At 70.3% G+C, this 7,454-nt stretch carries 7 protein-coding genes; 3 read left to right on the top strand and 4 right to left on the bottom strand.

What is annotated here, in order from left to right; genetic code table 11:
• Nucleotides 1–822 (bottom strand): DEAD/DEAH box helicase (locus J7E68_RS14615; protein WP_215173756.1); only part of this gene is annotated, 822 nt, incomplete at its 3' end.
• A gap of 69 nt (nt 823–891) precedes the next feature.
• Between J7E68_RS14615 and J7E68_RS14610 the strand changes: the two genes are divergently transcribed.
• Nucleotides 892–1,302, top strand: coding sequence for a DUF6157 family protein (locus tag J7E68_RS14610; protein WP_215173754.1), 411 nt, complete (start codon nt 892–894; stop codon nt 1,300–1,302).
• A gap of 31 nt (nt 1,303–1,333) precedes the next feature.
• On the opposite strand, the gene J7E68_RS14605 is transcribed toward J7E68_RS14610, so the two are convergent.
• Together J7E68_RS14605 and J7E68_RS14600 are read right to left on the bottom strand one after the other, a co-directional pair.
• The gene (locus tag J7E68_RS14605; RefSeq protein WP_215173752.1) at nt 1,334–3,019 is read right to left on the bottom strand and encodes an ABC-F family ATP-binding cassette domain-containing protein; all 1,686 of its coding nucleotides are present in this window, start codon (nt 3,017–3,019) and stop codon (nt 1,334–1,336) included.
• A gap of 271 nt (nt 3,020–3,290) precedes the next feature.
• Nucleotides 3,291–3,956 (bottom strand): alpha/beta hydrolase, encoded by a 666-nt coding sequence (locus J7E68_RS14600; protein WP_215173751.1) that lies wholly within the window; start codon nt 3,954–3,956, stop codon nt 3,291–3,293.
• A 107-nt stretch (nt 3,957–4,063) separates the two neighbouring features.
• Between J7E68_RS14600 and J7E68_RS14595 the strand changes: the two genes are divergently transcribed.
• Both J7E68_RS14595 and J7E68_RS14590 read left to right on the top strand, forming a co-directional pair.
• Nucleotides 4,064–4,666, top strand: coding sequence for a DUF4916 domain-containing protein (locus tag J7E68_RS14595; RefSeq protein WP_215173749.1), 603 nt, complete (start codon nt 4,064–4,066; stop codon nt 4,664–4,666).
• 147 nt (nt 4,667–4,813) lie between these two features.
• The gene (locus J7E68_RS14590) at nt 4,814–6,655 is read left to right on the top strand and encodes a hypothetical protein (RefSeq protein WP_215173747.1); all 1,842 of its coding nucleotides are present in this window, start codon (nt 4,814–4,816) and stop codon (nt 6,653–6,655) included.
• Between the two features lie 114 nt (nt 6,656–6,769).
• Here the strand turns inward: J7E68_RS14590 and J7E68_RS14585 are convergent.
• Nucleotides 6,770–7,454, bottom strand: a 685-nt coding sequence (locus J7E68_RS14585) for a low specificity L-threonine aldolase (protein ID WP_251049020.1), incomplete at its 5' end; no start/stop codon positions are given.

Below are 7,454 nucleotides of genomic sequence, written 5' to 3'. Positions count from 1 at the left end.
ATCGCCGGCGTCTTTCGGGGCGCCCGGCGGCGGAGGGGGATTCGTCATGTCGTCCATCGGCACCACGACCCCGAGCTCGAAGGTCTTCGATGCGGGCGGGGCGACGATCTCGACCGGGGCGGCGCCGCCGAGGAAGCGCGCGACCTCGTCGATCGGCCGCACGGTCGCCGACAGGCCGATCCGCTGCGCCGCCTGCTCATGCCCGTGCAGGCGACGCAGGGCGTCGAGCCGCTCGAGGCTCACAGCGAGGTGGGCGCCGCGCTTGGTCGCGGCGACCGCGTGCACCTCGTCGATGATGACCGTGTGCACGTCGCGCAGTGTCTCGCCGGCGCGGCTGGTGAGCATGAGATACAGCGACTCGGGCGTCGTGATGAGGATGTCGGGCGGGTCTGAGACCAGCTTGCGGCGATCGCTCGAGGTCGTGTCGCCCGAGCGCACACCGACCGTGACCGTGGGGGCCTCGGCGCCGAGCCGCCTGGCCGACTGCCCGATGCCGATGAGAGGGGAGCGCAGGTTGCGCTCGACGTCGACGCCGAGCGCCTTCAGCGGAGAGATGTAGAGGATGCGCGTGCGCGAGCTGTCTGCGGCCTTGGTGCGCTTCGCCGGAGGATCGGGATGCTCGACGCGTTCGCGGAAGACACTGTCGATGGCCCACAGGAAGGCCGAGAGCGTCTTGCCCGAACCGGTCGGGGCGACGACGAGCGCATGCTTGCCCGCCGAGATCGCATTCCACGCGCCGGCCTGTGCGGGCGTGGGTTCGGGAAAGGCGCCCCGGAACCAGTCTTGCGTGGCAGGGGTGAAGCGGTCGAGCACGTCGCTCATCCCTCCATCATCACCCGTGCCACCGACATCGGGGTCGGCATTGTCGGAGGGTGAGGGCATGCTGTAGGCATGGCGACGCACACCACGAACTACCTGAGCACCTTCATCGAGGTCGCCGAGGACTGCCCCGTCGACCACGCTGAAGAGCCGCCGACGGGCGAGAAGCCCACGATCGCGGCGCTGCACTATCGGCTGATCGTGCAGGAGCCGTACACGCGCACCTCCGACGATGTGATCTTCGCGACCCATGCTCTGCGCGCCGGGATCGACCCCGACGACGCGGCCGCACGCGAGGCGTTCTTCTCGAAGGGGCAGCCGTGCCTGCGCTCATCGCCGCTGGGCAAGCGCTACGGGTGGGGCATCGCTCACGACGATGCGGGGCGGGTCGCGCTGGTGCCTCGCGATTCGGAGGACTACGCCCTACTCGCCGCCGACCCCGCGATCACCCACACTCGGGCGATGCGGAGCCGGCGGGCCTGAGCGCGGGCGCCCTGACAGACACCCGCGCCCGTCAGGTCGCGGCGAGCGAGCCGTCGGGCCGGATCTCGAGAGTGAGATCCAGATCGAGCCGCGCCAGGAAAGCGTCGTCGTGGCTCACGACGAGCACCGCCCCGCGGTAGGCGCGCAGCGCTTCGATCAGCTGGTCGACCGTGTCGATGTCGAGGTTGTTGGTCGGCTCGTCGAGCACCACGAGATGCGGGGCGGGATCCGAGAGCAGCACCTTCGCCAGCGCCACCCGGAAGCGCTCGCCGCCTGAGAGCGCCGCGACAGGACGCTCGGCGGTCGCTCCGCGGATCAGGAACCTCGCCAATCGGTTCCGCAGCTCCTTCTCGGGCACCTGGGGTGCGGCATCCGCGATGTTCTCGTACACCGACCGGCGCTCGTCGAGCCCGTCGACGCGCTGCGGCAGGTAGCCGATGCGGTCGGTGAGGGCCGTCGCGATGAGCTGCGCTCCATAAATGCGGAGGTCCTCGCCGCCGGCGCTCGGAGCAGGCCGTTCGGCGCCGTTCGCCGTCGGATCTCCGGAGTTGTGGACGACGCCGTGGGCGACATCCCGCACCAGCCGCTCGAGCAGGGTCGTCTTTCCCGCGCCGTTGCGCCCGACCAGCGCGACCCGATCGGGGCCCTGGATGATCCACGACCGCTCACCGTCGCCGATCTCGGCGATGCGGCGGCTGCGCGACACCTGCGGGTCGGGCAGCTCGATCTTCATCGACGCATCCGAGCGCAGCCGCCGCCCCGCTTCGTCGAGGGCGGTGCGGGCCGCCTCCTCCTTCGCGCCGACCTCGGTGCGCAGCCTGCCCGCCGACACCTCGGCTGCCATCTTGCGACCGTGCGCGATGATCTTCGGCACCCGCTTCTCGATCTCGGCCTTCTTGGCCGTGCGGGCGCGGTGCGCGAGCTTGACCTCGGCCTCGATGCGCTGGCGTTTCTCTTTGCGGAACTCCTGCTTGGCCGTGACCTCAGCCTGTCGTGCTGCCTCCTGCTCGGCATCGAGCCAGGCGCGCCATTCGGAGTACGGACCACCGAACACGCTCAGCGTCTGGGCGTAGAGCTCGGCGGTGTCGTCCATCAGCTCGAGCAGCGAGAGGTCGTGACTGACGACGATGAGCGTTCCCTTCCACGACCCGACCATGGCCGCCAGCTTCGCGCGGGCGTCGCGGTCGAGGTTGTTGGTCGGCTCGTCGAGCAGAGTGATCGGCGCTCGTCGCAGACGGATGCCGGCGATCGCGACGAGCACCGCCTCGCCTCCCGACAGCTCGCCGACGCGTCTGTCGAGGAAATCGGGGGCGAGGCCGGCCTCGGCGAGTGACATCCCGGCGCGCGCCTCGATGTCCCAGTCGTCGCCGACCGCGTCGAAGTGCGCCTGGTCGACATCGCCGGCGCCGATCGCGCGGACGGCGTCGAGGGCCGCGGCCACGCCGAGCAGCTCGGCGACGCGACGGTCGACGTCGAGCGTGAGCTGCTGCGGCAGATACGCGACGTCGCCGGTCGTCGTGAGCGCCCCGGACGTGGGGGTCAGCTCGCCCGCCATGAGACGGAGCAGCGTGGACTTGCCGGCGCCGTTGCGTCCGACGAGCCCGGTGCGGCCCGAGCCGAACGACCCCGAGACCGAGTCGAGTGCCGTGGTGCCGTCTGGCCAGGTGAAGGTGAGGCGGTCGAGGGTGACCGATGAGTGAAGCGTGGGGACTGACATGGTGTCTCCTGTCGAGTGCGAGGGGTGCACTGACACCGGTACGCCTGAGAGACCTCGTCTGAGCGGGGCGCTGTCGGAGGACAGCGGGCGTGGTCGGCCGTGGAGTCGGCGATCGTCGGGTCAGCGCGCAGAGAGATGGGCGCGGAGGCGACGGATCAGATCAAAGGACTTCCAGACACGGCGGACAGGACTCCACGACGATACCCGGGCGTGTCGGAGTTGCGCAACCCGGGCGTGTCGCTGTCGTGGGTCGGGGTGGATCGCGCGCGCGTCAGGCCGAGGCGGTGCGCTCGAGCCACTTCGTGAGGAAGGTGTGCACGTCGCCGAGCTCCTCCTCCGAGATGCTGTGCGAGAGACCGGTGTAGACGCGCCCCGAGAGCTCGGAATGCGCCGGAAGCCAGTCGGCGGTGTGCAGGATCCGCGCCTCGGGGATGACGTCGTCGTTGGTGCCGCGGCCCCAGAAGACGTGCGGGCGGAGCTCTTTCAGACGGTCGTCGTGCGGGAGTGCGCCGTCGGCGGCGTATCCGCTGAGAGTGACGACGGTGTCGATGCTCGCCGGTGCGAGCCGCAGGGCCTGCAGTGCCACGGCGGCTCCCTGCGAGAAGCCGAGCAGCGCCACGGCCGGGGCATCCTGCCGGGCCTCATCGAGCCACCTCAGAAACGCCTCGGCTGCCACGGTCACCGACGCCGAGCTGCGCCCCTCGAGGCCGTCGATCGAATACCAAGAGCGACCGGGCATCGGCCAGGGAGGGGCGAGAGGAGCAGCGACCGATGCGACCGTGATGCCCTCGGGGAGGTACGGCACCAGCCCGAACAGGTCGTTCTCGTCGGCGCCGTAGCCGTGCAGCAGCACCAGCAGGGGGAGCCCTGCCCGGTCGGGGGTCGACCAGCGGGTGAGGGCGCCGTCGATCGTCAGTTCTTCGCTCACGTCTACCATCCTGCCAGCGGCCTCGGACACTCGACCGGACCCGTTCGCGCGATCGTATGCCGGTCGCACCTGTCAAGTCGCTGTCGGCTCGAACACGCGGCTGGTAGAAAGGACACATGGCCGTCCGCACACCTGATCCCGACCCGGAACCCGACGACGGGATCGAGGGCTTCGGCGCCGCGCAGCCCCCTTCGCGTGATTCCAACCCGGGGTGGCTGAGCGAGTTCGAACTCGAAGAGGCTCGTCGACACCTTCCGATGCTCTACGTCGAGGCGATCCCGGTGCGCACCGACGGATCGGGGCAGGTGACCGAGGTCGGCATCCTGCTGCGCTCGACGCCGATGGGCGAGATGACGCGAACGATCGTGTCGGGGCGCGTGCGCTTCGGCGAGACGATCCGCGACGCCCTGTTCCGTCACGTCGAGAACGACCTCGGGCCCATGGCCTTCCCGTTGCTCCCGCCGCAGCCGCTGCCTTTCACCGTGGCCGAGTACTTCCCGATCCCGGGAGTCAGTGCGTATCACGACGACCGTCAGCATGCCGTCTCGCTCGCCTTCGTGGTGCCGGTCACCGGCACGTGCGAGCCGAGGCAGGACGCCCTCGAGGTCACGTGGTTCCCGCCCGAGGCCGCGGCCTCCGACGCCGTCGCCGCCGAGATGGAGGGCGGGCGAGGAACACTCATCCGCCTGGCGCTCGCGAACCTGGGGCTGCTTCGCTGACGCAGTCCCGCATCTCTCGGGAATGATTTCTCCACCGAATGTGGCGCTGAACTGTATTCCGGTGTATCCATATCTCAGGTGATCTGTCCAGAACGCCGTGTCTGACGGCGGTCTCGTGGCCTCGTCCTGTGCCCGAGAGGATGCCTCATGGTGTTCCCTGCCCTCACCCGTCCGTCGCGTTCAGCGGCCATCGGCGTCGCCGCTGCGCTGTTCGCGTCGACGCTCGTCGCCGTCGCGTCGCCCGCATCGGCATCCGCTCCCGCGGCTGCATCCGTGTCTGCGGCCATGACTGCAGCGGCGACCGCAGTCGCCCCTGAGCACGCCGGCGTCGCCGACCAGCTGCCCCTCGCGCTGCGGGATGCTGCCGCCCTCGCCGCTTCGTCGCCGAGCGATGCTCCCGGTGGCTCTGCAGACATCTCGGGCACCGTCGCATTCCCGGGTGGGGCCGTGCCGACGAGTGGCCGCACGTTCGTGGTCGCCCACGCCCCGGGTGCCGAGGGCGGCGCACCGTTGGCAGCCGCGGCCGTCGCCGCCGACGGCACCTATCTGCTGCGCGCGCCGGTCGGCGAGGTCGCACTCTCTGTGCTGTCCGAAGGCCGAGCGGTCACCGACCGCGTGGTGCACTCCGCGGTCGGAGACGGCGCCGCGTCGATCGCACTCCCGGCCGAGGGGCTCGAGGCACAGGACATCGCCCTGGACGCCTCCGCGCTGATCTCCGGCACGGTCGCCGGGCCTGCGGGCGTGAGTCTCGCAGGCGACAAGGTGGCCGTCGCTGTCTACCCGGCCGACGGCAGCGGCACGGGTGCCGTGGCAGCGAACTACGTCAGGGATGACGGCACCTACGCGGTCGGCGGAATGCCCGCCGGGCAGTACCGGGTCGCGTTCCTGTCGGCAGCATCCGGCGCGGTGTCGGAGTGGTGGAACGATTCCCCGACCTTCGCCAAGGCGAACACCGTCCCGTTCGATGGGGCATCCGTCGCTTCCGGAGTCTCCGCTGTTCTCGCGGCTCTCCGCCTCATCGACAGCTCGACGCCCACGGTGAGCGGCACAGCCACTCTCGGGCAGACGCTGAAGGCCGCCCCCGGCGTGTGGACGGCGGGCGCGACGCTGAGCTACCAGTGGTACGCGAACGGCGTCGCGATCGCCAAGGCCACCACGTCGTCGCTCGTGCTCGCAGCCGCGACCGCCGGCAAGCGGATCACCGTCAGGGTCACCGGAACGAAGGCCGGATTCGCCCCTAAGGCGCTCGTGTCTGCGGCGACGCCGGCGGTGCTGCGCACTCTCACCGCCCCCGTGCCTGCGGTCACCGGCACCGCGACCGTCGGGCAGACGCTGAAGGTCAAGACGGGCACGTGGACCGCCGGCACGAAGCTGACCTACCAGTGGTACATCAACGGCGCCGCCGTCTCGAAGGCGACCGCGGCGACGTTCAAGATCCCGGCAGCAGCCGCCGTGAAGACGATCACCGTGGTGGTCACGGGGACGAAGGCGGGGTACGCGAAGGCATCGAAGCGCTCGAAGGCCACGGCGTCGGTGAAGGGCGTCCTTGCGGCCCCCGTGCCCGGGATCAAGGGGGCAGCGCTGTTCGGTTCGAGGCTGACCGCTGCGCCCGGCACCTGGACGAGCGGCACGAGACTGAGCTACCAGTGGTACGCGAACGGCAAGGCGATCAAGGGCGCCACCGGCTCATCGCTCGTCCTCTCGACGGCGACCGTGCGCACGCGCGTCACCGTGAAGGTGACGGGGACGAAGAGCGGGTACATCTCGGCGTCGAAGGTGTCGAAAGCGACCGGCGTCGTCAGCTACCCGGCGCAGGCGAAGCCCGTGTCGTCGTGGAACTGCCCGTCCTGGGCTCCGATCAAGGGCAACCGCAGCTCGATGATCTATCACGTGAAGTCCGGCGCCTACTACGCCAAGACCAAGCCCGAGGCGTGCTTCTCGAGCGAGGCGGCAGCGGTCAAGGCCGGCTACCGCAAGTCCAAGCGCTGAGCGACACGCACCTCGCACGACGAGACCCACCGGCGCCTGTGACGGCGGCGGTGGGTCTCGGTGGTTTCGGAGGACTCGCTCGTTCCCGGCGGTCTCGCCGCGAGAGCGCGGTGCTCAGCGCGAGGTGAGGCGCGCGAGCTCGGCGACGAACTCGTCGACGTCGGACTCCTCGGTGTCGAAGCCGCACATCCACCGGACCTCGTTGCGCGCGGCATCCCAGTCGTAGAAGCGGAACGACTCGCGCAGCTGGTCGGCGATGCCGTCGGGCAGCTGCGCGAAGACGCCGTTCGACTGGGTGGGCTGAGTGAACGAGACGCCCGTGATCGAGCCGTCGGCGATGCCCGCCTCGATCGCACCGCGCAGGCGCTGCGCCATGGCGTTAGCGTGCTGGGCGTTGCGCAGCCACAGATCGCCCTCGAGCAGCGCGATCAGCTGCGCCGAGACGAAGCGCATCTTCGACGAGAGCTGCATGTTGAACTTGCGCGAGTACTGCAGACCGGTCGACGCCTCGGGGTCGAGCACCACGATGGCCTCGCCGAGCATCGCGCCGTTCTTCGTGCCGCCGAAGCTCAGCACGTCGACGCCGGCGTCGCGGGTGAAGGCGCGCAGCGGCACGTCGAGGGCCGCGGCGGCGTTCGAGATGCGCGCGCCGTCGAGGTGCAGCCTCATGCCGCGTTCGTGCGCGTGGTCGGCGAGGGCGCGGATCTCGTCGACGGAGTAGAGGGTGCCGAGCTCGGTCGACTGCGTGATCGAGACCACGAGCGGCTGCGCGCGGTGCTCGTCGCCCCAGCCCCAGGCC

It is taken from the genome of Microbacterium sp. ISL-103 (assembly GCF_018613995.1).
Taxonomy (GTDB): Bacteria; Actinomycetota; Actinomycetes; order Actinomycetales; family Microbacteriaceae; genus Microbacterium.
This window is presented reverse-complemented; position numbering and strand designations above follow the sequence as displayed.